Below are 24,692 nucleotides of genomic sequence, written 5' to 3'. Positions count from 1 at the left end.
GGCGCCACGGGCCGCCCGGATCCGTCCAGGGGACCTTGGACCCGGTCGTACGGCAACACGTGCCCACCGGAAAAGGGCTGCACGGACCCCGCCGGTGGACCGTCCGGCCCATGACGTTCTGCTCGCCCCCCGCCCGTTGGAGGAACACGCAGCGGAGGGGGAGACGTTGAGCGTCTCCTGATACGGCTGCGCATTGCCATGGCCTGCCACGTCACGGGGAATCACTGTCCGGTACCACTAGCGAGCAGGTTTCCCCGGGCGCGATCGTCACCGCGCGATCGGGCAGCATCACGCGCACCGCCGACTCCTCCGACTCGGGCACGCTGATTTCCAGCCGTCCGCTCCGGCGCCGTACTCCGATGCCCCAGTGACCGCGGTAGCGCAGCGTGAAGCCGTACTCGGAGAGTGCCGGGAGGGGAACCGGGTCCAGCCACAGTGCGTCGTCGCGGGTTTCCAGCCCTGTGAGGCCGCGCTGGACCAGGTCGAGGGTGCCGGCCATGGCCCCCAGGTGGATGCCCTCGCCCGTGGTCCCGCCCTGGATGTCGGCGATGTCGGCCTCCAGGGCCTCGTGTACGTACTGCCATGCGTCGGCCCGTCGGGCTTTGGCGAGGACCAGCCCGTGCACGAGTTCGCTGAGGGTGGAGCCGTGGCTGGTGCGCCGCAGGTAGTAGTCGACGGTTCTGTGCCAGATCTCGTCGTCCAGGTCGTGTCCGAGACGTCCGAACAGCGCCCGCAGTTCGGCGGGTGAGAACAGGTAGCCGAGCATGAGGACATCAGCCTGCTTGGACGCCTTGTAACGGTTGACCGTGTCGCCCTCGGCCTCCAGGATCCGGTCCAGCCGACGGATGGCACCATACCGGGCGCGATATCTGTCCCACTGCAGTTCGACAAGATCGTCGTAGCCTTCGAACTGGCTGATGACACCCTGATGGAACGGCACGTGCAGTCGCCGGGAGACCTCTTCCCACTTCTGCAGTTCGTCGGCGTCCAGCCGCACCCGGGAGAACAGTTCCTCGCGGCGCCAGGCGGGAAGTCGCCGCAGGAGTTCCAGGGTGCGGGCGATGACCCAGGCGGCGGTGACGTTGGTGTACGTGTTGTCGTCCAGCCCAGGCCGGTCCGCGCCCGGGTAGCTGTCGTGGTACTCGTCCGGGCCGACGACGTCGTGGATCCGGTAGCGGCCCGTCGAGGGGTCGAAGACGGCGAGGTCCGCCCAGAAGCGGGCGATCTGCAGCAGCGTCTCCGCGCCCTTCGTGTGCAGGTACTCCGTGTCGCCGGAGGCCTCGCAGTACTGCCATACGTTGTAGGCGATCGCCGAGCCCACGTGGTGCTGGAGCCTGGAGTTGTCCGGCAGCCAGCGGCCGGAAGCGGGGTTGAGATGCCACTCTTGCGTTTCCTCATGGCCGTCGCTGCCGCTCTGCCAAGGAAACATCGCCCCGGCTCGGCCGGTCGCGGCGGCCGATCTGCAGGCCCGCGGGAGGCGTCGGTAGCGGTAGTCGAGCAGCGCCCTGGAGATCTCCGGGAAGTGCAGATTGAGATAGGGCAGGACGAAGAGCTCGTCCCAGAAGACATGGCCCCGGTACGCCTCGCCGTGCAGCCCACGGGCGGGGACGCCCACGTCCAGATCCGCGGTGTGCGGTGACAGGGTCTGGAGGACGTGGAAGAGGTGGAAACGCAGGATGCGGCCTGCCTCGTCCGGCACCCGCAGGTCCGTACGCCGCCACAGCCGCCCCCACGAGGCGATGTGGGAGTCGAGCAGGACGGGAAAGTCCGGGGCTGTGGACACCCGGTCGACCGCTTCGCCCAGTGGATCGCTGATGGCCGGGTCCCGTGAGGTGTGCAGTGCCACGGTCTTTTCCACGGCTACCGGCCGTCCGGGCGTGATCGGGACGATCAGCCGGTGCACGGCCCTGTGGCGGCCGGGACGAAGCACCGATGAGACCGGAGACCGGTCGGGGTGAACCGTCGTCCGGGCTGCCAGAGCGACAGTGATGTCCGAGGTATTGGTCCGGCAGCTCAGCCAGACGGTGTGGGGATCTTCCGCACCGGTCCGCACCTGGGCCAGATGGTGGCGTTCGAGGGCCCGGTATCGGTGCACGTTGCCGTTCAGCACCTGGCCGTCCAAGGCGCTTTCGATCTCGATCTCCCCCGACCAGCCCTCGGCGGTGAAGACTGTTTGCAGGGCGGCCAGATGCGGATCCCCCATGTGCACCAAGCGGGTCTGCTCGACGCTCAGCGAGGAAGCCTTGCCGTTCTGGTGGCGGAAGGACCGGGTGAGCGTGCCGCGCCGCAGATCCAGAGTGTGACGGTGGTACAGGAAGGCGTGCTTGCCCGGGGAGAACCAAGAACCCCACGCTTCCTCGGCGCGGCGCAGACGGAACCGGAGAATCAGCCAGTTCGGGACATTGACCAGGTCCTCGTTCACCACCTGCCGTCCCGCCACCGTCGACTCGAGGCGGTCGTAGCACCCGGCCACGTAGGTTCCCGGGTAGTGCACCAGGCCGGCCCGGCACTCGGGCAGCGCACCCCGCGTGGCGAAGTAGCCGTTGCCCAGCGTGCAGAGCGATTCACGCAACCGCTCGGCGGAGGGGTCGTAGCCGGTCCACTCCCACGTCCACTGCGACATCAGCCACCTGTCCCTCTCCTCCGGAGGCTGTCGGGCCCAGAAAAGCGCGGCTGTCCTCAGACCGGCTGCGGGACGACGGCGACCGGGCATTCCGCATGGTGCAGCAGGGTGTGGGCGACCCTGCCCAGCTGCAGGCCGAAGTGGCCGTGTCGGCGCCGAGCGCCGACGACGACCAGGTCGGCCTGGGCCGACGCCTCCAGCAGGGCGCGGTGCGCGGGGCCCTCGACCGTACGGCGACGGACCTCGACCTGGGGGTGCTCCCGTGCGGCCTCGCGCAAAGCGTCATCGAGGCCGGTCGAAGCCCGCTCCTCGCGCAGCCGGGCGGCGTCGTCGGCGAGCAGCATGTGGTCCACCGGCTCCTGCGACGGGTTGCGCCAGGCTCGCACCGCCGTGAGCTCGGATCCGCGCGCCTGAGCTTCGCGGAAGGCGAACCGTACGGCCCCCGGGCCGCAGGCTGCCGCACCGACGCCGACCACGACGCGGCCGAAGGTCCCGTGGCGGTTGGATTCCGCGCCCCGGATCACGACGACTGGGCAGACGGCGCGCGCCGCCACCGCGAGGCTGACCGATCCCAGCAGCATCCCGGCGATCTCTCCGCGGCCACGAGAACCCGTGACCAGGGCGAACGCCTCGGGTCCCGCGTGCAGCAGCGCGGACACGGCGTCCTCCGCGAGCGCACTGCCTGACACCTTGACCACAGGATCGCGACGCCGGGCTCGTTCCAGGCAGGAGGCGACGATGTGCTGGGCCATGACCTCTTCACCGGAGCGGTCGGTCCTGAACGACGGCTGGACTCCCTCGTAGGTCTCCCACCGGGAGGCATGGACAAGACGCAAGGGCAGACCGTGTCGTGCCGCCTCGTCCACTGCCCAGTCGACCGCCAGCAGACTGGAGTCAGATCCGTCGACGCCTACGACCAGGGGGAATGCCATCGCCGTCACCGCCTTCGCTCCGGCGGACTGCCGAGAGCTTCTGTGACCACCGTCGCACTGCCTTCCCGGCGCCGCGACACGCCACGGAGTCAGGGGCGGGTGGGCCTCCGGTCGGATCGTGGCGAGCCGGGTCGCGATGCTGCTGGAAACAGCGGCTGAGCCGACTCCTCCGCCACGGGTCGAGGGCCGAGGACATGTCCGTCCCTGTTCCGCGCACCGTGGGAGGGGCGATGACCATGCCTACTGATCGGCTGGTGTGATACGACGGCCCGTGAGACTCGTGGGCCGGATCGAGATCCACATCTCGCGTTCACCGCCCGCCCAGGGTGTGGTGTGCGCGTGCCGGGTGAGCCTGCCTGTGACCTCGGGGTCCGTCACCACATCGGCGGTGCCGACCACGAGCACGCTCCAGCCCAGGCTCAGAGCGTCGTCCACGTGGTCGACCTCGAAGGCGACCTCGGCTCCTGCGGCAGCCGCCGCCACGGAGCCGGGGGCGGTCCGGAAGGCGATGGCGTCATCGACGACCTCGTAGTTGACCGGGACCACTGCCGGGTGCCCGTCGGACGCAGACACCGAGACACGCCCCACGCCGTGCGTGGAGAGCAGTGTGCGGCATTCGTCCGGACTGAGGTCCCGCAGTTGAGGGTGAGGCAGTGCCTGTCCCTGCCCGGGAGGGAGATCTGCGCCGCCACCGCGCAGAGCGGCGGCGGTGGTGCCCAGTGCGTCGGCCAGCCTGATGAGGGTCGCCAAGGTCGGGTCGGCGGGCTGCTCCTCCAGGTAGGCGAGGTAGGTGGTCGACATGCGGGCGCGGTCGGCCGTTTCCCTCCGGCTGAGCCGCTGCCTCTGGCGTTCGAGGGCCACCCGCCGACCGATGTCGCCAGGGTTGTGTGCCCCGCTCGGCGGGGCGACGACGGACGGGGCCTCCATACCACCCGTGCCAGGTTGCGTCTCGCGCGTGGTCATCGCCTGTTCGTACTCGAGATGGCGGACATGGGCGTCGGGTCCGGGGAAGACCAGTGTCACCTCGTCCGTGTCCGACCAGCGCACGTCGTAGGGGGGTGTTCCGTCCTCGTGGTGGAGTCCGACGATCTCGCCGTCGCGTTTGGCGGCGCCGGTCGCCTGGCTCTCGATGACGAGTTGGTCGCCGAGGTGAGCTCGCATGATCGCCGCCCTCTCATCGGAATGGTGTCGTATCCAACCTGCCACGCGGGCCACAGCGCCGCACGGAGCGGCAGTCCCGTGTCCGCGAGGTGGGCGGCGCGCACCGGGAGGCGACACGCACCACCGAACGGTCGAGGAGCTCATGAGCCGGAACGTCGTTCGGGCACGGCCAGATACGCCGTTCAAGGAACTCGTCAGGCTGCTGGAGGAGAACGAGGTCACCGCCGTACCGGTGGTGGACGAACTGGGCCGCCCGGCAGGAGTCGCGTCCGAAGCCGACCTGCTGCGCAAGAGTGCCGATCAGGCCGATCCGTCGGGCAGGGCTCCTGTTCCGCACCTGGAGGCGTGGGAACGTGCCAAGGCCGAGGGGACGCGGGCCGAGGAACTGATGTCCGCTCCCGCGGTGTGCGCGCGTCAGGAGTGGACCGTGGTCGAGGCCGCGCGCCTCATGGAGACGCAGAACGTCAAACGGCTGCCCGTGGTGGACGAGGCGGACCGATTGGTGGGTATCGTCAGCCGGGGTGATCTGCTGCGCATCTTCCTGCGCCGCGACGAGGCGATCCGCGAGGAGATCACAGGGGACCTTCTGCACCGCACCGTGGGGCTCGATCCACGGGCCGTGACCGTGGAGGTGCGTGACGGTCGGGTCACCCTTTCCGGCACGGTGGAGCACAGCAGTCTGATTCCCGTCATCAAGCGGCTGTGCCGTGGTGTCGACGGCGTGGTGTCGGTCTCCGGGGAACTCGACTGCCGGACGGACGACGGCCGGCACGCGGCCACGGACGCCTGAACACGTTGTGCCCGAGACCGTGCGCGCAGGGCGCCGGCTCCGTCACACGGCCGGTCTCTTGCTTCCGTCCGGGCTTCACATGGGCCATCCAAGTGGCTCGCGAGCGTTGAGCCGGTTCGCCGTCATCCCTTGGATGTCCCGTTCTGCAGCGTTCAGCAGTTGGTGGGCGAGGTCGCGCATGGCCCGGCCCGCTGCCAGTTCGTCGCCGATCTCCGGCACGTTCGTGTCCGTCGGACTGCAGTGCGCGGTCCCGTGGCCGGTGAGCGCCGTGGTGCCGGTGTCCAGCACGACGCGGGCCTTCGTCGTTCCGTCGTCGTCTTCGAAGAGGTTCAGGCGTGCGTTCCACTGTCCCGTGTGCGACATCGCTCTCTCCTGCCTGGGTGGGCCGCGTCCTGCTGAGCTCCGTGATTCCAGCGGCGCGTGAGGCGACTTCAGCGGACGGGCGGGATGCCTCGGAAGAGCTCGTCGGCCTCCGGCAGGAGTCGGCCGGTCCTTCGTCTTCCCACGATCGAACGGCAGCGGTCTTCGGTCACAGGGCCGAAGGTCCCTGCGGGACCGGCGACCGGCCCGGAAACCGACGCCGATCCAACTCCTTGTCCCACGGCGGTCATATCTGGGGGACGATGACGACGGGACACGGCGCGTGATGCAGCAGCGCGTGGGTGATCAGGCCCAATCGCAGACCGGGATGTCCAAGTCGCCGCCGGGCGCCCACGATCAACAGGTCCGCCGTCGACGAGGCTTCCAAGAGCGCCGCGCGGGCCGGTTTCTCGATCAACCGCCGGCTCGTGGTGTCGCGGTACGTTTCGGCCGAACCGCGCAGGGCGCCATCCAGCACTTGGGCCGGCGGACGCCGATGGGCCTCCAGGAGCCACGACGGGGCTTGCGGTGTCGTGCAGGCGCCGGTCGGTGTACTCCACGGTTCCACGTGCGCCACGAAGGGGTTGGGGGTGATCCTTGAAGGAGGGAACGCATCGGTCTCAGGCGTTCAGGTGACGCACGGACCACGTGCTCGGCCGCGGACTCGTTCACCGTGAGCTCCAGCTTCGTACGAGACGGAGGTTGCCGCCATGCAATCAGTTGTCACCGCAGGCCTCGACGGCTCGTCCGAGAACCTGGGTGCCGTCCGCCGGGCCGGTGGCGCAGGCCGCCATTCCGCATGGCGCTGCCCCGCCGTCGTCGTTCCCCATGGCTGAGCGCGACGTCGGTCGGACGACGGCGAGGCCGGGACCTCACATCGCCGCCTCGCACCCCTCGGGTGCCCGGAACGAGGACGATCCGCTTTCCCGTGCGGGTGTGTGCGAGACCCATATCGCAGTCCTGTTCTTCGTCGGCGACCGTGCTTACAAGCTCAAGAAGCCGGTCGATCTCGGGTTCTTGGACTACACCACAGCGACGGCGCGTCGGGCCGCGTGCGAGCGGGAGGTCGCCCTCAATCGTCGGTTCGCTCCCGATGTCTATCTGGGTCTGGGAGAGTTCCGCGATCCAGGCACGTCGGAAATTGAACCGATCGTGGTGATGCGCCGCATGCCGGAGGACCGCCGCCTCTCCCACCTCGTAACGACGGGAGTCTGCGTCGATGACGTCCTCCGAGCCATCGCCCGGCAGGTCGCTGCGTGGCACGCGAAAGCCCCCCGAGGACGGGAGGTTGACGAGCAGGGCACGCGGGGCGCACTGTCGTCGCGATGGGAAGCCAGCTTCGCGCAGGTCCGCGAGCTGTGCGCCGACGGCTCCCTACCCGATGGGTTGGCCGAGGTCGAGAAGCTGGTGCGCCGGTACCTTGCCGGCCGGGAGCGGTTGTTCGACGCTCGCATCGGACAGGGGCGTGTGGTCGACGGTCACGGTGACCTCCTCGCCGAGGACATCTTCTGCCTTGACGACGGCCCCCGGATCCTGGACTGCCTGGAGTTCGACGACCGTCTTCGGTACGTCGACGGCCTGGACGACGCGGCCTTCCTCGCCATGGACCTCGAACAGCTCGGCGCCCCGGAGGCGGCGGCGTACTTCCTCGCCCAGTACGGCGAGTACTCCGCCGATCCCGCACCCGCCTCCCTTTGGCACCACTACGTCGCCTACCGCGCGTTCGTCCGCGCCAAAGTCTCCCTCATCCAAGCCCGCCAAGGCGCTGCGGGCGCGGAGGTGGCGTCGCGGCGGCTGACCTCGGCGACGCTGCGCCATCTGCGCACCTCCGCCGTCTGCCTGATCCTCGTCGGAGGACTGCCGGGCAGCGGGAAGTCCACCCTGTCCGGAGCATTGGCCGACCGGCTGGGAGTCACCCTGCTCAGCAGCGACCGGATCCGAAAGGAACTCGTCGGCATCCCTGCCGAACAGTCTGCTGCGGCCGGATATCGCGAGGGCCTGTACACGCCTGAGTGGACCGCGAAGACGTACACAGCTCTCCTGGACCGCGCGGCCGCCCTGCTGTCTTCCGGCGAGTCCGTCGTCCTGGACGCCACTTGGTCCGATGCCGCGCATCGCCAAGCGGCTCTGCTCGTGGCCGAACGCACGAGCACGGACCTGGTGGCCCTTCACTGCCAGGTGCCGGGCGACATCTCAGCCGCCCGCCTGAGCACACGTGTGCCCGGAGTGTCCGACGCCGACCTTGACATCGCCTCGGCCATGGCGGCGGGCGAACCGCCATGGCGTGAGGCTGTGCCGGTCGACACCGGCGGCGCGCTGGAATCCGTGGTCACCAGGGCAATGGCTGCCGTGCGCCCGTGGGGCAGCGGTCAGGCGCCGGTCTTCCGCCGTCCCTACATGGAACCGGACTGAGGTGGGCGCTGACCGTGTTGCCCTGGAGGCACTGTGAGGGTGACCGTGGAGGTGGGGGAGCGAGGGAGTGAGCAAGTGCGAGCACTCGTCTACCACGGCCCGGCACAGACCTCCTGGGACACCGTCCCGGACCCTGCGATCCAAGACCCCACCGATGCCATCGTGCGCATCGACGCCACCACCGTCTGCGGAAGCGATCTGCACATCCGCCAGGGCGACTTTCACGAGGTGAGACCCGGGACGGTCCTCGGCCACGAGGCTGTGGGCGAGATCGTGGAGGTCGGTGGCGGAGTCCACCACCTGCGCCCCGGAGACCAGGTGATCGTGTCGTCCGTGTCGGCCTGTGGATCTTGCGGGGAGTGCCGTGACGCCATGTACGGACAGTGCCGCGGGGGCGGCGGATGGATCCTGGGGAGTCTGATCAACGGGACCCAGGCCGAACTGGTGCGGGTCCCCTTCGCCGATCACTCCACCACCCGACGCCCCTCCAGCCTCCCGCTCGATGACGCGGTGCTGCTCGCCGAGGTGCTCCCGACCGCCTACGAGGTCGGGGTGCGCAACGGCCATGTGTGCCCGGGAGACACGGTCGCCGTAGTGGGTGCGGGGCCCGTGGGCCTCGCCGCGGTGATCATCGCGCGGCTGTACCTGCCCCGCCGGATCATCGTCGTGGACCTGGAAGGTGCCCGGCTGGAGGCCGCCGTTCGTGCGGGGGCGGATGCTGCCGAATCGCCGGGGAAGATGATCGCCGACCTGTCGGAGGGACCGGGTGCCGACACGGCCATCGAAGCCTCCGGAGATCCGGACGGGTTCGTCCTGTGCACGCGCGCCGTCCGCGCGGGAGGGCACATCGCCAATATCGGCACGCACGGCAAACCGGCGACGTTGCACCTCGAATCCCTGTGGCGCAAGAACATCACGATCAGTACGGGCCAGGTGGACACCTCCTCGACGCCCTGGCTGCTGGAGCTGATGACGTCCGGACACCTGCCCGTCTCCCCGTTGGTCACCCACACCTTCGGCCTCGACCGGATGGAAGACGCCTACGAGGTGTTCGCACACGGCGCGACCACGGGAGCCCTCAAGGTTGTGCTGCATCGCGAGTGACGGCTCACCGGTCGTCGCTTCGCCGTTGCGCGGGGCTCGAAAGCGTCATGACCGGTGGGTGGTTCTCTCGACGAGGAACCGTGCCGCATCGGACAGCGTGGTCAGCTCAGGGTAGTCCTCCTCGTCGATCCGGACTCCTGTGCGTTCCGTGAGCCGCTCCACCAGGCCGAGGAAGTCGAGCGAATCGAATTCGAGCACGTCACGGAACTTGTCGTCCGGTTCGACCCGGGTGAAGTCGGCGTCGGGGATGATCTGTGTGATCGACTCCTTGACCGCGGTCAAGGCTTCTGCGTTGGTCAGAGGTTTCACAGGGCTCACAGCTCCTCCGGTCTCTGCAGCAGTCGGTCGACCGCCGTGAGGTAGCGCGCCCCCACGGCACCGTCCGTGGCTCGATGGTCGGCGGCCAGGGTCACCGTCACCAACGGGCGTACGCCGAGCAGGCCGCCGGTGGCCCAGGGCCGCTCGAGGACCGCGCCGAAGCCGACCAGGGCCACCTGAGGTGGGTGGATGACACCGAACACGGTCTCCACTCCCTGCTCGCCCAGGTTGGTGACGGTCAGGGTGGCGCCGGTCGTCTCGGTGCCGCGCAGCCGTCCCCGGCGGGCGCGCTGGACCAGGTCCTTGAGGTCGGCCATGAGGGCGTCGGGAGGCAACGTGTCGGCGCGGTGGATCACCGGCGCGAGCAGTCCGCCCTGCCGGAGCGACACGGCGACACCCAGGTTGACCTCGGTCCCCGGTACGAACCCGTCGTTCTGCCAGTGGCCATTGAGCTCCGGCACGTCACGGGCCGCCACAGCGGCGGCCTTCAGCAGCAGGGCGGCCGGCACGAGACGGTCGGCAGGCGTACGACCGCGGTTGGTCCGGCGACGCCAGTCCTCGGCCGCCGTGAGGTCGATGGTGGTGGACAGATAGTAGTGCGGGATCTCCCGCTTGGAGCGGCTCATCAGGTCGGCGATGGCACGGCGCATGGCGTCCGTACGCTGTTCCGGGCCGGCGCTCGTTACGGCCGTGGGTGTGCGCTCCCGGCTGTCCCGTCGGCGCCGATCGGGCTGCTCGGGTTCATCGCCTCCGGACCGCGCACGCACGGCTGTGCGCACGTCCGCGGCTCGTACGGCTCCGTCCTCTCCGGTGCCGCGTACTTCCGTCAGGTCGATGCCGAGGTCACGGGCGAGCCGTCGCGCGTACGGGGTGACTCGCGGCCGGGTTGCGATGGGAGGCGCGGCGTGCTCCACGTCGGTACGGGTGATGCGTCCGCCGCGGCCGGTGCCGTGCAGTGTGGTCAGGTCCACGCCGCGGAGCACCGCGAGGTGCCGCACGAGTGGTCCTGCCCCGAAGACCGAGCCGGCCTCGGCGGACGGCTCCGGCGCCGGGCGCGCCGGGGGGCGTGCCGCACGGGTGGGATGCTCCGTCGCTCTTTCCCGGGATTCCGTGGGTTCGGGTTCCGGGGCGAGATCGCCCTTCCGAACCGCCTTCCGCCGAGGTTTCGGGCGTTCGTGCCGCGCGGTCGGTTCTCGATCGGCTGTCGCGCGTTCGGGCGGCTTGTGCGTGGCAGGTTCCTCGACCGGCTCGGGTGCCGATGCCGGCGCTGTCTCGGCATCAGCCGTTTTCGGCGCGAGCGGAGCGCCCTTCGGCGCACCGGGCGCGGCGTCGTCCTCGATCATCGCGAGTGGTGCTCCCACCGGCACGCGGGTCCCGGGCGGGACGAGCAGTCGACCCACGGTGCCCGACTCGAAGCACTCGACCTCGATGGCGGCCTTGTCGGTCTCCACGACCGCCACGACGTCACCCTTGTGAACGTGGTCCCCAGGGCTCACGAGCCATTCCTGCAGCAGTCCCTCGTCCATGTCGGCGCCGAGGGAGGGCATGGTGAACGCGGTCATATCAGTCCGCCCCTTCGGTGACCGGCTGCCGTGCGGGCTCGTCGGCTCCGGTCGGAACGGGTCCGCCGACGGTGCGGCGGGCGGCCGCTACGATCCCGTCGACCTGCGGCAGCGCTGCCTCCTCCAGTCTGCGGGCGTACGGGATGGGCACTTCGGCGCTGCACACCCGCTCCACGGGGGCGTCGAGGTCGTAGAAGTGCTGCTCGGTGAGGCGTGCGGAGATCTCCGCGGCGAGGCTGCCGGTCCGCCAGCCCTCGTCGATGACGACGGCGCGGTGCGTATGTGCGACCGAGTCGCCGATGGTGATGTCGTCCAGCGGGCGCAGAGTACGCAGGTCGACGACCTCCGCGCTGACGCCGTCGGTCTCGAGGTCGTCGGCGGCGGCCAGTGCCTTGGGCAGCGAGCCACCGTAGGTGATCAGGGAGACGTCCGTCCCGGGCCTGCGGACCGCCGCGCGGTCGATGTCGACCGGCCCCGCGTCGGCGGGCAGGTCGCCGGACACGTTGTAGAGACTCCCGTGCTCGAAGATCAGGACGGGGTCGGGGTCGGCGAGTGCGGGGGCCAGCATGTACCGGGCGTCGGTGAGGGTCGCCGGGGCCAGGACGCGCAGGCCGGGGATGTGTGCGTACCAGCCCTCCAGGCTGTGCGAGTGCTGGGCCGCGAGCTGCCGTCCCGCACCCGTGGTCATGCGGATGACGACGGGCACGGGCAGCTGGCCGCCCGACATGTGCAGCAGGGTCGCGGCGTTGTTGAGGATCTGGTCCAGCGCCAGCAGACTGAAGTTGACCGTCATGATCTCGACGATCGGCCGCATGCCCGCCAGAGCGGCTCCGATGCCGGCACCGACGAACGCGGACTCCGACAGTGGGGCGTCCCGGACCCGTTCGGGTCCGAACTCCTCCAGCAGGCCGAGGCTGACGCCGAAGCAGCCGCCGTACCGGCCGACGTCCTCACCCATGAGGAACACTCGCTCGTCGGTGTGCATCGCCTCGCGCATTGCCTCGCGCATCGCCTCCCGGTAGGTCGTCTTCCGGTCGGAAGGCGCGGTGGTGGGCTTGGCGGTACGCGTGTGGGTCGCGGTCATGGCCGGCTCGCCTCCACCGGGCTGGTGACGTACTTCAGCAGATCTTCGACAGGTTCTTCGGGAGCCTGTTCGGCGGCCTCGACGGCGCCGTCGATCTCGGCGATCAGGCGGTCCTCCAGTTCCGTACGGGTCTTGTCGGAAAGTTCTTCGGCCGTCTCCATCCGCCGGGCGAGTCCCTCGACCGGGTCGCGTTCCTTCCAGTGCTCGATCTCGGCCTTGTCGCGGTAACGGTCGGAGTCGTACATGGAGTGGGCGCGGAAGCGGAACGTGCGCATCTCGAGGAAGTGCGGTCCGGTTCCGGCGCGCACTCCTTCGGCCGCTCGCCGGGCTGCGTCCTCGACGGCGAAGACGTCCATCCCGTCGACGGCCCAGGAGACCATGCCGTATCCGGCGGCACGCAGCGCGAGGTCGGTCTGGGCCTGGTGGCGTGCCAGGGCCGTGCCCATCGCGTACAGGTTGTTCTCGCAGACCAGCAGCAGGGGCAGTCCCCAGAGCGCGGCGAGGTTGGCGGTCTCGTGGAACTCGCCCTCGGCGAAGGCGCCGTCGCCGAAGAAACAGCAGGTGACCCGGTTTCGGCCGGTCATGCGGTCGGCGAGGGCGAGGCCGGCCGCGAGCGGAAGCCCGCCACCGACGATCGCGTTGCCGCCGTAGAAGCGTCGGCCGGCGTCGAACAGGTGCATCGAGCCGCCACGGCCGCCGCTGCAGCCGGTGGCCTTGCCGAACATCTCCGCCATGATCGCCTCGGCCGGAACACCGCGGGCGAGTGCGTGCCCGTGTTCGCGGTACGTCGACACCACCGCGTCGTCGTCCGTGAGTGCCTCGTTGACGCCGACGGCGACGGCTTCCTCACCGATGTACAGGTGCATGAAACCCCGGATCCGTGCGGCGCTGTACAGCTCCACGCAGCGTTCCTCGAATCGGCGGACGCGGAGCATGGATTCCAGGAGGGCCATGCGGTGCGCGAGCGCACGGTTCTGCCGGGAGACGGGCCGCCGGGCGCGCGGGCTGCGGGTGGTGCTCATGCCGACTGCTCCGTCCTCGCGGGGGAGGAAACCTCCCGGGTGGAGTCCTCCAGGGTCGAGACGTCGCCCTCGGGGAGGCCGAGTTCACGTGCCCGCAGCAGGCGGCGCATGACCTTGCCGCTGCGGGTGTGCGGCAGGTGCTGGTCGAAGGCGATCTCGCGGGGTGCCACGGCGGGGCCGAGCCGACGCCTGGCGAAGGCCAGCAGTTCCTGACGCATCGTGGTGCTCGCGTCGAAGCCGGGTCTCAGTGTGACGAACGCCTTGACGATGTTCCCGGCGACGGGGTCGGGTCGGCCGATCACCCCGGACTCGGCGACCGCGGGATGTTCCATCAGGGCGCTCTCGACCTCGAAGGGCCCGATGAGGTGCCCGGCGGACTTGATGACGTCGTCGGCCCGCCCGACGAACCAGTACCAGCCGTCCGCGTCCCGTCGGACCAGGTCGCCGGTGAGGTACCAGCCGTACGCGAAGGCCGCCGCGGTGCGCGGTTCGTCGTGCAGATATCCGCGGAACATGGAGGGCCAGCCGGGCCGGAGCGCCAGCTCGCCCTCCAGGCCGGGCTCCTCCAGCACGGTGACATGCCCGTCGGTGACCTCGGCCCGGCCGTCCTCGCCGCGCCGGAGAACCGCCGCCTCTATACCGGGCAGCGGACGCCCCATCGAGCCGGGGCGGATGTCGCAGGCGGCGAAGTTGGAGATCATGATGGCGCCGGTCTCCGTCTGCCACCAGTTGTCGTGTACCGGCAGCCCGAGCACATCACGCCCCCAGATCACCACCTCCGGGTTGAGCGGCTCGCCCACCGATGCGATGAACCGCAGTGCGCTCAGGTCGAACGAGCGGGGCAGGTCGTAGGGTCCGGTCCTCGGCGTCGTCCGCATCAGCATGCGCAGGGCCGTCGGCGCCGTGTACCAGACGTTCACCCTCTGCTCCGCGAGGATCCGGTACCAGCGGCGGGCGTCGTAGTCGCCCTCGTCCACCACGACCGTCACCCCGTGCATGAGCGGTGCGATGATCCCGTAGGACATGCCGGTGACCCAGCCCGGGTCCGCGGTGCACCAGAAGACGTCGTCCTGGTGGAGGTCGAGGGCGTACAGCGCGGAGACGTAGTGGGCGACGGCGGCCTCGTGCACGTGCACCGCGCCCTTGGGGATGCCTGTCGTGCCGCTCGTGAAGTGCAGCAGGGCCATGTCGTGGGGGGAGGTCGGCGGAATGGTGAAGGTGTCGTCCGCGTCGGCCATGAGCGCGGTGAGGGACACCGTGCCGGGCAGTTCGTCCGCGCCCTCGCCGACGATCAGCACATGGCGCAGCGCGGCCAGTGCGGGTCGTCGTCCGGCGACCTTCTTGCGGTACAGGTCCGCCGTGGTGACCAGCACCTGCGCGTCGCTCAGCGTCACCCGCTGGGTCACGGGGTCCGGTCCGAACGCGGAGAACAGCGGGCACAGGACGCTGGTGTTCTTGAGCGTGCCGAGGACGACGGTGAACAGCTCGGGGCACCGGCCCAGCAGTGTCACCACGCGGTCGCCGTGTCCGATTCCGAGGGTACGGAGAACATTGGCGAACCGTGCCGTGGAGCGGGCCAGGTCAGCGTAGGTCACGCAGGTCACGGAGTCGTCCCGCCCCACACAGCGCAACGCGATCGCTGCCGCGCGCTCTGATGCCGCGTGACGGTCCACAGCCTCGTGCGCGATGTTCAGTCCCCGTCCGCCGGGCAGTCCCTCCAGCTCGGCCCGAGCCCTGGACCACGAGAAGTCCGCACACTCTTTGGCGTAGTCGCCCAGATTGGGGGCGATCCGAGGCGGGGCGTCCTTTCGAATGGTCTCCCACGGCATGTCGGCCCTCCTTTCGTCGGGCTCTCTTCGACCATCCGTCTGCGCTGGCCTGTTCGCACTGGGTCCAATGGCCCTGGCGGGTCGCCGGTCGGCCCAGGTACCTGGCAGCCGCTCGATCGAGACGAGGCAGGTCCGTCCGGGATCGCCGCTGCTGGCGCCGGAGAACGCCAGGGACCAATGGACCCCTGTCCCTTCCCCCGCATGGCTCTGTCGGCACGCCGCTTCAGCCGAAATGCTGCGGTAATGGGGTTAAAGATGAAATGTCCCACCTGTCGTCCGTGATGCTGAAGGAGATCGGTGATGAGGTCGGACGCCGAGATGGACTCCTCCCCTCCTGCCGAGTCGGACGGGCAGGTGATGGGCAAGGACGGGATGGCCGTGCTCGTCGACGTGCTGCTCCGGCGCGGGTTCACCGTGGTCGGGCCCACGGTGCGGGACGGCGCGATCGTACTGGCGGAGCTGCGTTCGGCGGACGAGTTGCCGTACGGATGGGGCGTGGAGCTGGCGGCCGGGCGGTACCGGCTGAAGGCGCGGTCGGACGGCGCCGCCTTCGCGAACGCGGCGGGCCCCCAGTCGTGGAAGCCGTTCCTGCATCCGCCACGGGTGCGGCAGTGGTGCGCCGACCGGGTGAAGGGGGAGCTGGTCCTCACGGCCGACCGGGCTGAGCCTCCTCGGTATGCCTTCCTGGGCGTGCGGCCCTGTGATCTGCGAGCCATCGCCATCCAGGACCGGGTCCTGACCGGCGGGGCGTACAAAGACCTCGTATACGAGGAGCGGCGCTCCGGAGCACTGCTGATCGTCGTCGAGTGCACGGAGCCGGGCGCCACGTGCTTCTGCGTGTCGATGGGCACCGGGCCCGCCTCCGGTCCCGGCTACGACCTGGTGATGACCGAAGTGGCCGGTGACGACAGGCACCGCTTCTGGGTCCGCAGCGGCAGCCGGGAAGGCGCGGAGATCCTGGCGGAGCTGCCCGCACGTCCGGCCGACCCGGATTCCCGGGAGACGGCTCGCATCGCCGTCACGGCTGCCGCGGACCGCATGGGGCGGACCATGCCCGAGGCCGATCTGCGGGAGCTGATGGCCGGAACGCTCGACGCGCCCCGCTGGGACGACGTCGCCGGGCGGTGCCTGACCTGCGGCAACTGCACCATGGTGTGCCCCACCTGCTTCTGCACGACCACGGAGGACGTCACTGACCTCACCGGCGACCACGCGGAGCGGTGGCGGCTGTGGGATTCGTGCTTCGACCTCGACTTCTCCCAGTTGCACGGTGGACCGGTCCGTGCCTCCACGCGCAGCCGCTACCGGCAGTGGATGACCCACAAACTCGGCACCTGGCACGACCAGTTCGGCTCGTCCGGCTGTGTGGGCTGCGGCCGCTGCATCGTGTGGTGCCCGGTCGGCATCGACATCACCGAGGAGGCCGCCGCCCTGCACGACTGGACTCGTCCTGACCCACCGGCATCGCAGGAGGCGGTGACGTGACCGGCGTACCCGTGTCCCAGGCCTCCCGCTCGACCGCACGGCTGCCGGAAAGCAGGCGGTCATGACCGCCGTGCTGCCCCCGCTGCCGTATCGCGTCGCCGGTACACAGGCCGAGACCGCCGACACTCGGTCGATCGAACTGGTACCGGCGGGACGGGAACTCCCGCCCTTCGCGCCGGGGCAGTTCGCGATGATCTACGCGTTCGGGGTCGGTGAGGTGCCCATCTCGGTCAGCTGCCTGCGCGGCCGTCACGGGGGTCTCGTGCACACCGTGCGCGCGGTCGGCGCGGCCTCGACCGCGTTGTACCTGCTGTGTCCTGGCGACACCGTAGGGCTCAGCGGGCCGTACGGATCGGGCTGGGACCTGGAAGAGGCTGTCGGCCACGACGTGCTGGTGATCGCGGGAGGCATCGGGCTGGCTCCGCTGCGGCCGGTTGTGCACGAGGTTCTGGGCCGGCCGGACGCGTACGGCCGGGTCGTCGTCCTGGCGGGCGCACGCACCCCCGCCGACCTCGTCTTCCGGGACGAGATCGAGAGCTGGCGCGGGCCGGCCCACGTGGAGGTGACCGTCGACCGCCACACCCCGGGCTGGCGTGGTGACGTGGGCGTGGTGACCACGCTCCTGGACCGCCTCGAACTGCGGCCCGAACGCACCTGCGCGCTCGTGTGCGGGCCCGAGGCGATGATGCGTCACACCGCTCGCGACCTCCTGGTCCGGGGCCTGATGCCACACCGCGTGCAGTTGTCCCTGGAACGCAACATGCGCTGCGCCACAGGACATTGCGGTCACTGCCAGCTCGGCCCGCTCCTGCTGTGCCGGGACGGACCGGTCGTCGGCTACGACCGCGTGGCACGTCTGCTCCAGGTGAGGGAGTTGTGACATGACCAGCGATCCGGGAACAGGCACCGACACACGGCCGACGCTCGCCGTCTGGAAGTTCGCCTCCTGCGACGGTTGCCAGCTGACCCTGCTCGACTGCGAGGACGAACTCCTCGCTCTCACCGACCACGTGCGGATCGACCACTTCCTGGAGATGACCCCGGTCGAGGGCGCCGACGGAGAGCGCGCGCGGCTGGAAGGCCGGGGACCGTACGACCTCTCCCTGGTCGAAGGGTCCGTCACCACCACCGAGGACGCCGAACGGATTCAGCACATCCGCCGTGTGTCCCGGTATCTGGTGACCATCGGAGCCTGCGCCACCGCGGGCGGTATCCAGGCACTGCGCAACTTCGCCGACGTCGACGAGTTCCTCGCCGCGGTCTACGCCCGCCCCGAGTACATCTCCACGCTGGAGACCTCGACCGCGATCTCGGCCCATGTCGCCGTCGACTTCGAACTGCGCGGCTGCCCCATCGACCGCCGCCAGCTCCTCGAAGTCATCACCGCCCACCTTGCCGGACGCAAACCCCGCATCCCCAGCCACAGCGTCTGCTTCGAGTGCAAGCGGCGCGGCACCACCTGCATCACCGTGGCCCACGGCACCCCCTGTCTGGGCCCGGTCACGCACGCCGGGTGCGGTGCCATCTGCCCCACCTACGGACGCGGGTGTTACGGCTGCTTCGGCCCCACAGTTCAGCCCAATCTGCGCTCCATGGTCGCGGAGTTGCGCCGCGACGGGATGAGTGAGTCCGACATTCTGCGCGTCTTCCGCACCTTCAACGCCGCGTCGCCGGAATATGCCCCCGTAACCGAACTCGCGGCGATGGAGCAGGAGAAACCTCCGGCCAGGACGGAACCTCGTCCGGAAAGGCCCGTATGAAACATCGCGGAACCCGAGTCCTACGGTTGGACGCGCTGGCCAGGGTGGAGGGCGAAGCGGCACTCCATCTGCGCGTCCAGGACGGCTCGGTCACCGAGACACGTCTTCGCATCTATGAACCTCCGCGCTTCTTCGAAGCGTTCCTGATCGGCCGGGGTCATACGGAACCCCCCGACATCACCTCACGTATTTGCGGCATCTGCCCGGTCGCCTACCAGATGAGCGCCTGCCAGGCCATCGAGAAGGCCTGCGGTGTCACGGTGGACGGCTCCCTCGCCCAGCTGCGCCGCCTGTTGTACTGCGGCGAATGGATCGAGAGCCACGCCCTGCACATCCATCTGCTGCACGCCCCGGACTTCCTCGGCCACACGGACGTGGTGGGACTCGCCCACGACCAACGGGCTGCGGTGGAGCGCGGTCTGAGACTCAAACAGGCCGGCAACGCGATCCTGGAACAGCTCGGAGGTCGGCCCATCCACCCGGTCAACATCCGAGTGGGCGGCTTCTACCGGACGCCGGCACCCGCCGAACTGCGACCCCTGGCGGAGAGGCTTCGGCGGGCCCGTGAGGATGCCCTGGACACCGTCCGATGGGTGGCGGCGTTCGATTTCCCCGACGCCGGGTGCGGCCACGATCTGCTCGCCTTGCGCGACCCCGGCCGCTATGCCATCGACTCCGGGACGCCCGCTGTCACGGGCGCATGGAAACAAGGCCCGAGGCTGCACGAGTTCCCGGTGTCGGATTTCGAGGAGCACGTCCGGGAAGGGCAGGTACCGCACTCCACCGCCCTGACAGCCACTCTGGACGGCCGCCGCTTCCTGACCGGCCCACTGGCCCGCTACGCGATCAACGGCCGGTGGCTGCATCCCGTGGCGGCCGAGGCGGCGCGGAACGCCGGATTGGGCGACCCCGACGGCGGCGCGGTCTGCGACAACCCTTTCCGGAGCATCGTCGTACGTGCCGTAGAGGTGGTGCAGGCGGTCGAGGAAGCCCTGCGGCTCATCGACGGATACGAACCACCTCCACGGCCTGCCGTCGAGGTTCCGCCGCGTGAGGCGGTCGGCGCGGGGGCCACCGAAGCGCCCCGGGGTCTTCTGTACCACCGCTACGCCCTCGCGGGGGACGGCAGCCTCACCGCGGCCCGCATCATTCCGCCCACCGCCCAGAACCAGACGGCCATCGAGGAAGACGTGCGCAGGGCGGTCCAGGCCCGCCTGGACAACGAGGGACCCGCCGCGGACGACGAGGAACTGACCCGCCTCTGCGAGCGAGTCGTCCGGAATCACGATCCCTGCATTTCCTGCGCCGCCCACTTCCTCGACCTGACCCTGGACCGGACATGAGCGGCCGGGTCGTGGTGATCGGCGTGGGCAATCCTCTGCGCGGGGACGACGGGATCGGCCCGGCGGCGGTGGAGGCATTGCGGGGCCGGGTGCCCGCTGACACCGTCCTGGCGGTCAGCGACGGTGAACCCGGGCGCCTGCTCGATCTGTGGCGTGGCGCCGACACCGTGGTCGTCGTGGAAGCCTTGCGCACCCGGCCGGCCCGGCCGGGTGCGCTGCATACCCTGACGCTCGCGGAGGCGGTCGGCCACCACCGGGGCACGGCGAGCACGCACGGCTTCGGTCTCGGGGACTGCCTTGCCCTGGCGGAAGCCCTCGACCTGCTGCCGCCGAGGCTAGTGGTGCACGCCGTGGAGGTGGCCGACGTCGAGCTCGGCACGCGCCTGAGCGAAGCGGTGCGGTCGGCCCTCCCTGCATTGACCGACCGTGCCGCTGCCTCCGTACGACGGGCCCATGCGCGGAACCACGCGCCGTAGGAGGCGGAACCACGAGCCGTAGGAGACCGAAAGGCCGCCGGAGAATCCGGACTCCGCGGTGATCGCTGGTGTCGAGGTGGCATGCGCGACCGCGCTCGGCGCCTGTGCCACAGCCTACGGTGCGTGGCGGTGCGTCGAGCGAATGGCCGAGCGCCACCGGCCGGCCCAGTGGAACCGCGCGTGGGAGAGCGTGGAGTCCGACGGGACGAGGAGCTACCGGCACTGACGACGCGCCGTGGTTCGTCATACCGACGGATGCGCATCTCTGGCGGTCCGCCTATGGGTCCCGCAACGTGGATGTCAGGGGTGGACCGGGCAGGCTGGCGACCGCATACGGGTGAGAGGCGAGACGCATGGACGGTGATGTCTCCGGGCGCCGAGTGGTGGTCGGTGTCGACGGATCGCCCTCCTCGTACGAGGCCCTGCGCTGGGCGGTGCGCTACGCGGGCCTGGTCGGTGGCGCCGTGGAAGCAGTCGCGGTGTGGGAGCTGCCGGGCCTGTACGGCTGGTCGGGGCCTGCCGTGGACATGGATGTCGACGAGGACGAAGCCAGGCAGCGGATGCGTACGGAGATGGCCGAAGTGCTCGGCCCGGACGCGGCTGACGCGGTCCGGACCCGTGTGGTGCACGGCAACACCGCCGACGTGTTGCTGCGGGCAGCCGAGGGCGCGGAGGCCCTGGTCGTCGGCAGCAGGGGCAGGGGCGGGTTCGCGAGCGCCCTGCTCGGGTCCGTCAGCCAGCACGTGTCGCAGCACGCGACGTGCCCGGTCGTGATCGTCCGTACCGAGAAGACGTGATCCCAGAGCCGGGTGCCGTCGGCTCTGGGCCATTGGAACGCGGCATGGATCTCCCCCTCGGTGGCTCACGCGCCCCGGCCCTCATCATGCACAGTCCGACGAGCCACCCGAGCGCTGAGCCACGACCAACCGTGCACGAGGTCGTCAGGGCCGACCGGCCTCACGCGTTCCACGGCTTTCGTGGGCGAGGTCGAACTGGACGTCCACCACGCCTTCGACGGCCCGCACCAGACGTGCGGCCACGGGGACCATGGCAGTGTCGTGGGTGCTGCCCGTCAGCGTGGCGACTCCGTCGTGCACCTTCACCTGGATGGCCGAGGCCGGCGGGGGAAAGAGGGAGGACACGATTTCGCGCTGGACTTCCTCGGCGATCGCCTCGTCATCGCGCAGGAAGATCTTGAGCAGGTCGGCCCGACTGACGATTCCCTCCAGCATTCCGATCTTGTCGACCACGGGAAGCCGTTTGACTCCGTCTCGTGCCATGACCCTTGCTGCTTCGGCAAGCGTGGCGTTCGCTTGGACGGTGATGACGGGAGAGGACATCAGATCGCCCGCGGTGGACGCTTCGGCCTTTGCCACGTCGACCGGCTGACGCAGTCGGAGGTCGGCCACGTCAGGGTTGTCCCGCACCTCCTCCTTGGGCAACAAGTCCGCCTCGGAGACCAGACCGACAACCCGGCCCTCGCCTTCGATCACCGGGAGGGCGCTGACCCGCCAGTCGTGCATCAGTTGCACGATCTCCTTGAAGGGGGCCTGCCTGCCCACGGCGGCGACCGTGTGGGTCATGACATCGCTGACGATGCTCGGGCTGCCGTACATGATGACTCCGAGGTCTGAACCGGGTCTACCTCTACCAGCGTGTGCCTGTGCGGAACAGATGACCAGGGGCCATCCGGCCCAAAATGACCGCTTCTGCGCTGTGGGGCCTGCTGCCCAGACCTTGAGGGTGGCGCACTCGTCCCACTCGGGGATTTCGACGAAGGACTGCCGGTCTGGTCCGTACGACGCCGATCGGTACACAGTTGTCGGCCGGAAGGGTCCGCAGTCCTGTCGCTCGGCTCGCGAGGAGTCCGGCGTCAGCATCCACGACACTCGACGAACGGCTCGCCCTCATGACTGTTCGTTCGGTATCCCGATCTCAGCCCAGATCGCTTTCCCTCCCGGCATATGGCGTGTCCCCCAGCGATCGGACAGTTGGGCGATCATCATCAGGCCGCGCCCGCCCTCGTCGAACAGGCGAGCCCGGCGCATGTGCGGGGCGGTACTGCTGCTGTCGGACACCTCGCAGATGAGCGCAGAGCCGCGGATCAGGCGCAGTTGAACGGGAGGGCTGCCATAGCGGATGGCGTTGGTGACCAGTTCGCTCACGACCAACTCGGTCGTGAAGGTGACCTCGTCGAGCCCCCAGTTCGTCAGGCACCGGGAGACCTCGTGCCGAGCGCCCGCCACTGCCGCCGGATCGGAGGGCAGGTCCCAGGTGGCGACCCGGTCCGAGCCGAGGAACCGGGTACGTGCCAGGAGGAGGGCAACGTCGTCCGACGGTTCCGCAGGGAGCATGGTCTCGATCAGATCGTCGCAGACAGTTTCCAGTGAGAGCGCGGGCTGGTCCAAACGCTGTAGCAACAGTGTCATGCCCCTGTCGATATCGTGTTCGGAGCCCTCGACGAGGCCGTCCGTGTACAAGGCCAAGAGGCTGCCCTCAGGTACTTCCCACTCGGCCGTTTCGAAAGGGAGACCGCCCACCCCCAATGGAGGTCCGGCAGACAGCTCGATGAACTCCGCTCTGCCGTCGGGCGTCACCATGGCAGGCGGGGGATGGCCCGCCGCGGCGGCGGTGCAGCGGCCCGAGACCGGGTCGTAGACGAGGTACAGACAGGTTGCGATGAGATCGGTGACGACGTCGGGCTCCGAATCCGGTGCGGTGCCCGCCCCGGTCTTGAGGTGAGTGACCAGATCGTCGACATGGACGAGGAGCTCCTCCGGAGGCAGGTCGACATCGGCGAGAGTGCGCACCGCGGTCCGTAGCCGTCCCATGGTGGCAGAGGCCTGTAGGCCGTGGCCTACGACATCGCCGACCACCAGGGCGACGCGGGTGCCTGACAAGGGGATGACGTCGAACCAGTCGCCACCGAGCCCAGCCTGGGAGCGAGCCGGCAGATACCGGTGAGCCACGTTCACGGCATCCTGGGCGGAGACGTGCTGCGGAAGCAGACTTCGCTGCAGGGCCAGTGCGGTGGTCCGCTCATGGGTGAAGCGGCGGGCGTTGTCGATGGAGACGGCGGTGCGAGCGGCGATCTCCTCCGCGAGAAGCAGATCGTCGTCGTCGAACGGATGCCGGCGCCGGTGGCGTACGAGCACGGCAACTCCGAGCGTGACGCCTCGGGCGCGTAGAGGGACGACCATGATCGAGTGCATTCCGAAGGAACGGACCTTCTCAGCGCGCTCCGGGTCCGCCGTCTGCCAGCTTTTGACGGCGCCGTCCAGAGTTCGGTGCAGTGACGAGCGGCCTGTGAGCAGGCAGCTGACGGGAGGTGAGGACGCGGGGTAGTAGTCCACGTCTCCAGGCTGGATCACCGACTCCGGTACTTCGGGCAGGACGGACTGCTGTGCGACACGGCGCAGACCGATGGGCCCTTCGTCGAGGGGCTTGGGTTCGAGGCCGCGCAGCAGAGAGTCCAGCAGGTCGATGCTCACGAAGTCGGCGAGTCGACCCACCGTGATGTCGGCCATTTCCTGTGCCGTATGCGTCACGTCCAGAGTGCTGCCCACCTGCGTGCTGACGTCATTCAGCAGAGCGAGCCGCTCTCGGGCCAGGCGTAGTTCGGTGATGTCGAGCGCCATGAGCTGAACGTGGCGTACTTCCCCTGCCGGGTTCCTGACGGGCGACACGGTGACGGCCCAGTAGTGTCCGCGGGCTTCGGGGCGCGGTCGGCCGTGCACTTGGAAGAGCTCCGGCTCTCCCGTCTCGAAAACCCGGCGCATCCCCTCTTCGACCTTGGTACAGATGTGGGGAGGCAAGATTTCGGTGACACGTCGACCGCGCATCTGTTCCTCCGAGAGGCCCAGCGCGCGGACCGCACCGGCGCTGCCGCGCAGGGCACGCAATTCAGCGTCGTAGATCATCACGGGAAGGTGGCACTGCGCGAAGGCTTCCTCTGTCGTGGCCTCGGCTTCATCCGGATGTTGCGTCGGACGTGGATATGGCCGCTGTGTTCGCGTGGCTACGACGAGCCACTGCGCGCTGCCCTCGTGGTCGAGTGAGGCGTATGCCTGGATGTCGGCCACCACGTCGTGGCCGTCCCGGTGCCGCAGTGCCGATGTTCCCCGCCATCCCTCGGCAGCTGACGAGAGATCTACGGGGATACCGGAATTCTGACCCAGCAGGCCGGCCGCGGAACGCCCGACGACGTCCTCGAACCTGTACCCGAGAAACTGCTGGGCACCGCTGCTCCACCCTGTCACGATCCCCTGTGCGTCAACGACTGCGGTGGCTGAGACAGCCGGATCCAGAGGACGGCCGTTTCCGAGGGAACTGGCACTGGGCCTTGACCCCAGATCTTGGACACACGAGACACTGGATCCTGAGGATCTGAGAACGGACATCTCGTGGTCATGAAGAACTACCCGCCGGAGT

General features: G+C 69.4%; 21 protein-coding genes. 9 read left to right on the top strand and 12 right to left on the bottom strand.

What is annotated here, in order from left to right; translation table 11 throughout:
- Nucleotides 1-211: 211 nt before the first annotated feature.
- From ACFW6B_RS39490 to ACFW6B_RS39480, 3 genes are all read right to left on the bottom strand, one after another.
- A complete protein-coding gene (locus ACFW6B_RS39490) occupies nucleotides 212-2,623 on the bottom strand; it encodes a glycoside hydrolase family 65 protein (protein WP_386604454.1) in 2,412 nt (803 codons plus the stop codon).
- Between the two features lie 56 nt (nucleotides 2,624-2,679).
- Nucleotides 2,680-3,555 carry a universal stress protein gene (locus ACFW6B_RS39485; RefSeq protein WP_386604452.1) on the bottom strand — a complete coding sequence of 292 codons (876 nt, stop codon included), beginning with the start codon at nucleotides 3,553-3,555 and terminating at the stop codon, nucleotides 2,680-2,682.
- A 240-nt stretch (nucleotides 3,556-3,795) separates the two neighbouring features.
- On the bottom strand, nucleotides 3,796-4,716 hold the full coding sequence (locus ACFW6B_RS39480; RefSeq protein WP_386604450.1) for a DUF1918 domain-containing protein: 921 nt from the start codon (nucleotides 4,714-4,716) through the stop codon (nucleotides 3,796-3,798).
- A gap of 142 nt (nucleotides 4,717-4,858) precedes the next feature.
- On the opposite strand from ACFW6B_RS39480, the gene ACFW6B_RS39475 reads away from it, so the two are divergent.
- A complete protein-coding gene (locus tag ACFW6B_RS39475; protein WP_386604448.1) occupies nucleotides 4,859-5,506 on the top strand; it encodes a CBS domain-containing protein in 648 nt (215 codons plus the stop codon).
- Nucleotides 5,507-5,581: 75 nt separating this feature from the next.
- On the opposite strand, the gene ACFW6B_RS39470 is transcribed toward ACFW6B_RS39475, so the two are convergent.
- Both ACFW6B_RS39470 and ACFW6B_RS39465 read right to left on the bottom strand, forming a co-directional pair.
- On the bottom strand, nucleotides 5,582-5,869 hold the full coding sequence (locus ACFW6B_RS39470; protein WP_386604446.1) for a DUF1876 domain-containing protein: 288 nt from the start codon (nucleotides 5,867-5,869) through the stop codon (nucleotides 5,582-5,584).
- Between the two features lie 244 nt (nucleotides 5,870-6,113).
- Nucleotides 6,114-6,344, bottom strand: coding sequence for a universal stress protein (locus ACFW6B_RS39465; RefSeq protein WP_386604444.1), 231 nt, complete (start codon nucleotides 6,342-6,344; stop codon nucleotides 6,114-6,116).
- A 458-nt stretch (nucleotides 6,345-6,802) separates the two neighbouring features.
- Between ACFW6B_RS39465 and ACFW6B_RS39460 the strand changes: the two genes are divergently transcribed.
- Both ACFW6B_RS39460 and ACFW6B_RS39455 read left to right on the top strand, forming a co-directional pair.
- Complete coding sequence (locus ACFW6B_RS39460; protein ID WP_386604477.1) at nucleotides 6,803-8,278, top strand: AAA family ATPase; 1,476 nt, start codon at nucleotides 6,803-6,805, stop codon at nucleotides 8,276-8,278.
- A 75-nt stretch (nucleotides 8,279-8,353) separates the two neighbouring features.
- Nucleotides 8,354-9,382: an alcohol dehydrogenase catalytic domain-containing protein gene (locus tag ACFW6B_RS39455; RefSeq protein ID WP_386604442.1), complete on the top strand. Its 1,029-nt coding sequence runs from the start codon at nucleotides 8,354-8,356 to the stop codon at nucleotides 9,380-9,382.
- Nucleotides 9,383-9,427: 45 nt separating this feature from the next.
- Here ACFW6B_RS39455 and ACFW6B_RS39450 read toward each other — a convergent pair whose 3' ends face one another.
- The 5 genes from ACFW6B_RS39450 to acsA are packed head-to-tail and all read right to left on the bottom strand — an operon-like array spanning nucleotide 9,428 to nucleotide 15,197.
- On the bottom strand, nucleotides 9,428-9,691 hold the full coding sequence (locus ACFW6B_RS39450; protein ID WP_386604440.1) for an acyl carrier protein: 264 nt from the start codon (nucleotides 9,689-9,691) through the stop codon (nucleotides 9,428-9,430).
- Nucleotides 9,692-9,696: 5 nt separating this feature from the next.
- Nucleotides 9,697-11,262 carry a 2-oxo acid dehydrogenase subunit E2 gene (locus tag ACFW6B_RS39445; RefSeq protein WP_386604437.1) on the bottom strand — a complete coding sequence of 522 codons (1,566 nt, stop codon included), beginning with the start codon at nucleotides 11,260-11,262 and terminating at the stop codon, nucleotides 9,697-9,699.
- A 1-nt stretch (nucleotide 11,263) separates the two neighbouring features.
- A complete protein-coding gene (locus ACFW6B_RS39440; RefSeq protein ID WP_386604435.1) occupies nucleotides 11,264-12,346 on the bottom strand; it encodes an alpha-ketoacid dehydrogenase subunit beta in 1,083 nt (360 codons plus the stop codon).
- A complete protein-coding gene (gene pdhA / locus ACFW6B_RS39435; RefSeq protein ID WP_386604433.1) occupies nucleotides 12,343-13,368 on the bottom strand; it encodes a pyruvate dehydrogenase (acetyl-transferring) E1 component subunit alpha in 1,026 nt (341 codons plus the stop codon). Before pdhA ends, ACFW6B_RS39440 begins: the two co-directional genes overlap by 4 nt.
- A complete protein-coding gene (gene acsA, locus ACFW6B_RS39430; RefSeq protein ID WP_386604432.1) occupies nucleotides 13,365-15,197 on the bottom strand; it encodes an acetate--CoA ligase in 1,833 nt (610 codons plus the stop codon). Before acsA ends, pdhA begins: the two co-directional genes overlap by 4 nt.
- Before the next feature lie 318 nt (nucleotides 15,198-15,515).
- Between acsA and ACFW6B_RS39425 the strand changes: the two genes are divergently transcribed.
- The 6 genes from ACFW6B_RS39425 to ACFW6B_RS39400 all read left to right on the top strand — a co-directional run bounded on the left by ACFW6B_RS39425 (nucleotide 15,516) and on the right by ACFW6B_RS39400 (nucleotide 21,058).
- Complete coding sequence (locus ACFW6B_RS39425; RefSeq protein WP_386604475.1) at nucleotides 15,516-16,682, top strand: 4Fe-4S dicluster domain-containing protein; 1,167 nt, start codon at nucleotides 15,516-15,518, stop codon at nucleotides 16,680-16,682.
- Between the two features lie 61 nt (nucleotides 16,683-16,743).
- The gene (locus ACFW6B_RS39420) at nucleotides 16,744-17,562 is read left to right on the top strand and encodes an FAD/NAD(P)-binding protein (RefSeq protein WP_386604430.1); all 819 of its coding nucleotides are present in this window, start codon (nucleotides 16,744-16,746) and stop codon (nucleotides 17,560-17,562) included.
- A gap of 1 nt (nucleotide 17,563) precedes the next feature.
- On the top strand, nucleotides 17,564-18,442 hold the full coding sequence (locus tag ACFW6B_RS39415; protein WP_386604428.1) for an oxidoreductase: 879 nt from the start codon (nucleotides 17,564-17,566) through the stop codon (nucleotides 18,440-18,442).
- Nucleotides 18,439-19,785 (top strand): Ni/Fe hydrogenase subunit alpha, encoded by a 1,347-nt coding sequence (locus ACFW6B_RS39410; protein ID WP_386604425.1) that lies wholly within the window; start codon nucleotides 18,439-18,441, stop codon nucleotides 19,783-19,785. Before ACFW6B_RS39415 ends, ACFW6B_RS39410 begins: the two co-directional genes overlap by 4 nt.
- Complete coding sequence (locus ACFW6B_RS39405) at nucleotides 19,782-20,261, top strand: hydrogenase maturation protease (protein WP_386604423.1); 480 nt, start codon at nucleotides 19,782-19,784, stop codon at nucleotides 20,259-20,261. The genes ACFW6B_RS39410 and ACFW6B_RS39405 overlap by 4 nt, the downstream gene beginning before the upstream one ends.
- A 353-nt stretch (nucleotides 20,262-20,614) precedes the next feature.
- Nucleotides 20,615-21,058 (top strand): universal stress protein, encoded by a 444-nt coding sequence (locus ACFW6B_RS39400; protein ID WP_386604421.1) that lies wholly within the window; start codon nucleotides 20,615-20,617, stop codon nucleotides 21,056-21,058.
- A 144-nt stretch (nucleotides 21,059-21,202) separates the two neighbouring features.
- Here ACFW6B_RS39400 and ACFW6B_RS39395 read toward each other — a convergent pair whose 3' ends face one another.
- Both ACFW6B_RS39395 and ACFW6B_RS39390 read right to left on the bottom strand, forming a co-directional pair.
- On the bottom strand, nucleotides 21,203-21,877 hold the full coding sequence (locus ACFW6B_RS39395) for a CBS domain-containing protein (RefSeq protein ID WP_386604419.1): 675 nt from the start codon (nucleotides 21,875-21,877) through the stop codon (nucleotides 21,203-21,205).
- A 291-nt stretch (nucleotides 21,878-22,168) separates the two neighbouring features.
- Nucleotides 22,169-24,520 carry a SpoIIE family protein phosphatase gene (locus ACFW6B_RS39390; RefSeq protein ID WP_386604417.1) on the bottom strand — a complete coding sequence of 784 codons (2,352 nt, stop codon included), beginning with the start codon at nucleotides 24,518-24,520 and terminating at the stop codon, nucleotides 22,169-22,171.
- Nucleotides 24,521-24,692 lie beyond the last annotated feature (172 nt).

The organism is Streptomyces sp. NPDC058751, from assembly GCF_042746485.1.
Taxonomy (GTDB): Bacteria; Actinomycetota; Actinomycetes; order Streptomycetales; family Streptomycetaceae; genus Streptomyces.
Note: the sequence above shows the minus strand (reverse complement) of the source record. Positions and strands in the feature narration are given on the sequence as shown.

What these genes read in the sequence shown, in the direction of transcription:
- pdhA (WP_386604433.1), bottom strand. Translation starts at nt 13,368, where the DNA reads ATGAGCACCACCCGCAGCCCGCGCGCCCGGCGGCCCGTCTCCCGGCAG.
- ACFW6B_RS39470 (WP_386604446.1), bottom strand. Translation starts at nt 5,869, where the DNA reads ATGTCGCACACGGGACAGTGGAACGCACGCCTGAACCTCTTCGAAGAC.
- ACFW6B_RS39475 (WP_386604448.1), top strand. Translation starts at nt 4,859, where the DNA reads ATGAGCCGGAACGTCGTTCGGGCACGGCCAGATACGCCGTTCAAGGAA.
- ACFW6B_RS39490 (WP_386604454.1), bottom strand. Translation starts at nt 2,623, where the DNA reads ATGTCGCAGTGGACGTGGGAGTGGACCGGCTACGACCCCTCCGCCGAG.
- ACFW6B_RS39420 (WP_386604430.1), top strand. Translation starts at nt 16,744, where the DNA reads ATGACCGCCGTGCTGCCCCCGCTGCCGTATCGCGTCGCCGGTACACAG.
- ACFW6B_RS39405 (WP_386604423.1), top strand. Translation starts at nt 19,782, where the DNA reads ATGAGCGGCCGGGTCGTGGTGATCGGCGTGGGCAATCCTCTGCGCGGG.
- ACFW6B_RS39445 (WP_386604437.1), bottom strand. Translation starts at nt 11,262, where the DNA reads ATGACCGCGTTCACCATGCCCTCCCTCGGCGCCGACATGGACGAGGGA.
- ACFW6B_RS39410 (WP_386604425.1), top strand. Translation starts at nt 18,439, where the DNA reads ATGAAACATCGCGGAACCCGAGTCCTACGGTTGGACGCGCTGGCCAGG.
- ACFW6B_RS39485 (WP_386604452.1), bottom strand. Translation starts at nt 3,555, where the DNA reads ATGGCATTCCCCCTGGTCGTAGGCGTCGACGGATCTGACTCCAGTCTG.
- ACFW6B_RS39415 (WP_386604428.1), top strand. Translation starts at nt 17,564, where the DNA reads ATGACCAGCGATCCGGGAACAGGCACCGACACACGGCCGACGCTCGCC.
- ACFW6B_RS39395 (WP_386604419.1), bottom strand. Translation starts at nt 21,877, where the DNA reads ATGTACGGCAGCCCGAGCATCGTCAGCGATGTCATGACCCACACGGTC.
- ACFW6B_RS39440 (WP_386604435.1), bottom strand. Translation starts at nt 12,346, where the DNA reads ATGACCGCGACCCACACGCGTACCGCCAAGCCCACCACCGCGCCTTCC.
- ACFW6B_RS39425 (WP_386604475.1), top strand. Translation starts at nt 15,516, where the DNA reads ATGGACTCCTCCCCTCCTGCCGAGTCGGACGGGCAGGTGATGGGCAAG.
- ACFW6B_RS39480 (WP_386604450.1), bottom strand. Translation starts at nt 4,716, where the DNA reads ATGCGAGCTCACCTCGGCGACCAACTCGTCATCGAGAGCCAGGCGACC.
- ACFW6B_RS39400 (WP_386604421.1), top strand. Translation starts at nt 20,615, where the DNA reads ATGGACGGTGATGTCTCCGGGCGCCGAGTGGTGGTCGGTGTCGACGGA.
- acsA (WP_386604432.1), bottom strand. Translation starts at nt 15,197, where the DNA reads ATGCCGTGGGAGACCATTCGAAAGGACGCCCCGCCTCGGATCGCCCCC.